Here is a 2447-nt window from a genome sequence, read left to right on the forward strand (position 1 = left end):
GGAGCTCTCCTCTCAGGCGGGCGAACTGGTCTCGATGGTCGACCTGATGATGGGTGCGCGGGCCGCGGGCCGCAGCGGCGGGCACGGCGTCCGCGCCGCGACGCACGCCCGTTCGCTTCTGCGCGCGGTCTAACCGCTTCGCGGCACCGACCTCGCAGGCCGGGCGTAGGCGCGCGCCATGGACGCGTCGATCCCAGCCCAGCTCGCGCCCATGCGGCCCGCCACCTTCGAGGCGCTCCGTGACATCGTCTACGCCTCGAGCGGGATCGTGCTCACGCCGCGCAAGGAGGCGCTGCTGTGCGCGCGCGTCGGCAGGCGGATGCGCGCCCTCGGCGTCAGGGACTACGACGCCTACCTGGACCGGGTCGACGGAGACCCTACCGAGGTCGTCAACCTCATCGATACGGTGTCCACCAACGTGACCAGCTTCTTCCGCGAGTCGCGGCACTTCGAGGTCGTGGCCGACCAGGCAGCTGCGTGGTACGCGGCCGGGCAGCGCCGGTTCCGGTTCTGGTCGGCGGCCTGCTCCACGGGTGAGGAGCCGTACTCGCTGGCGATCGCGCTGGCGGAACGCCTGCCCCACGACGCGGATGTGCGCATCCTCGCGACCGACATCTCCACGCGCGTGCTGGCGGCAGCGGCGGACGCCGCGTACACCTCGGAGCGGACCGACGTCATCGACCCGGACGTCCGACGGCGTTGGTTCGACCGGACTTCCACGGGCGCGGGGGTCGTCTGGCGGCCGAAGGCACGCATCCGCGAGACCGTCCTGTTCCGCCGCGTCAACCTCGCCGCGCCGCCGTACCCGCTCCGCGGCCCGCTCGACGCGGTGTTCTGCCGCAACGTGATGATCTACTTCGATGCGGAGGTGCGCTCCGGCATCCTCGCCGAGGCGGAGCGCCTGCTGCGCCCCGGCGGTCTCCTCGTGCTCGGCCATGCTGAGAGCCTCACGCGCGCCCACCACGCGTTCCGGCACTTCCGGCCTTCCGTCTACCGGCGGTCGTAGGGTCCGTGGACGTCGTGGTCGGCATAGGCGAGTACGCGGTCTCCGCGGACCCCGACGACGTCCTCGTGACGTACTCGCTCGGGAGTTGCCTCGGGCTCGCCGTGTATGACGCCCGGACCGGGGCGGCGGCGCTGCTGCACGCGCAGATGCCGGTCTCCAAGGCGGACCCCGATCGCGCCCTCCGCGCGCCCGGGACCTACGTCGACACCGGTGTGGCCGCCGTGCTGAGCGAGCTGTTCGCACTCGGCGCGTCGCGTTCGACCCTCGTGGTGCGCGTCGCCGGCGCGGGGTCGTCGTTCTCCGCCGACGACCCGTTCCGGATCGGCGAGCGCAACCACACGGTCCTGCGGCGCGTGCTGTGGAAGAACGGGATCCTCATCGCTTCCGAGGACGTCGGAGGCCCCGACTCGAGGACCCTGTCGCTGGAGGTCGGGTCCGGCAGGGCCTTCGTCAAGGCACGAAGCGAGACCCGCGAACTGTGAGACACCACCGAGGAGGAGTCCCATGGGCATCAACCTGCTGATCGTGGACGATTCGGACATCATCCGGCGGATGATCGAGCGGACCGTCCGGCTCGCCGACCTCGAGGTCGACGCCATACATCACGCCGCGAACGGCAAGCAGGCGCTGCACTCTCTCGCAGAGAACTGGATCGACCTCGTGCTCGGCGACATCAACATGCCGGTGATGGACGGGCTCGAGATGCTCGCCCGCATGAGGTCCGATCCGCAGACGGCCGGAGTGCCCGTCGTGGTGGTGTCGACCGAAGGCTCCTCCGAGCGCGTGGCTGCGCTGATGGACGACGGCGTGTCGGCATGGATCCGCAAGCCGTTCACTCCCGAGCAGATCCGCGACGTCGTGGCCGGCCTGATGGCCCGCATGCCCGAGCCGCCGCAGTTCACGGACGTCGACGACGCCGTCGGCCTGGTGGCCGAGCGGCTGGCGTTCGCCGTGCCCGAGGTGGCGGGCGCGTCGGGCCTCGCCGAGCCGGAAGGGCGTCTCATGCTCGCGCACGTGGACTTCTCCGGCGCCGCGACAGGGCGCCTGTCCCTCGCCGCTCCCGAGATCCTGTGCTCGGAGCTCGCCGAGAGTATGCTCGGGGAACCGACCGCGGCCGATGCAGGCCGCGAGCGGGCGGGCGACGCGCTCGCCGAGTTCGCGAACGTCACCTGCGGCCAGATCGCCACTCGGCTGGATCCGGACCGCCCCGTCGACCTCATGCCGCCCGTGGTCACCACGATGACCCACGACGAGTGGCGGGTCATGGCGGCGCAGCCGTCCGCGCGGCCGTACCTCATCGACGACAGGCCGATGCTGCTGCACCTGGCACTGCGCGGCGCCGGGCCGGGCGTCCCGGCGGCGTGATCCCGGCAGGCGCCGGCACGGCCGCAGGGCCGCCCATCCGTGTCGTGGTGGTGGATGACTCGGCATTCGTTCGAAC

At 71.6% G+C, this 2447-nt stretch carries 2 protein-coding genes and 1 pseudogene; all 3 read left to right on the forward strand.

Going from position 1 to position 2447, the window contains the following annotated elements; genetic code table 11:
- The first annotated feature begins 211 nt into the window (after positions 1-211).
- The 3 genes and pseudogenes from FDZ70_09285 to FDZ70_09295 all read left to right on the forward strand — a co-directional run bounded on the left by FDZ70_09285 (position 212) and on the right by FDZ70_09295 (position 1879).
- On the forward strand, positions 212-1006 hold the full coding sequence (locus FDZ70_09285) for a protein-glutamate O-methyltransferase CheR (GenBank protein ID TLM70158.1): 795 nt from the start codon (positions 212-214) through the stop codon (positions 1004-1006).
- Between the two features lie 5 nt (positions 1007-1011).
- The gene (locus FDZ70_09290) at positions 1012-1488 is read left to right on the forward strand and encodes a chemotaxis protein CheD (GenBank protein TLM70157.1); all 477 of its coding nucleotides are present in this window, start codon (positions 1012-1014) and stop codon (positions 1486-1488) included.
- Between the two features lie 22 nt (positions 1489-1510).
- Positions 1511-1879, forward strand: a pseudogene (locus FDZ70_09295) (response regulator).
- The last annotated feature ends 568 nt before the right edge of the window (positions 1880-2447 follow it).

It is taken from the genome of Actinomycetota bacterium, from assembly GCA_005774595.1.
GTDB lineage: Bacteria > Actinomycetota > Coriobacteriia > Anaerosomatales > D1FN1-002 > D1FN1-002.

Excerpts from the sequence above, each read along its gene's own strand:
- FDZ70_09285 (TLM70158.1), top strand. The coding sequence starts at position 212 with ATGCGGCCCGCCACCTTCGAGGCGCTCCGTGACATCGTCTACGCCTCG.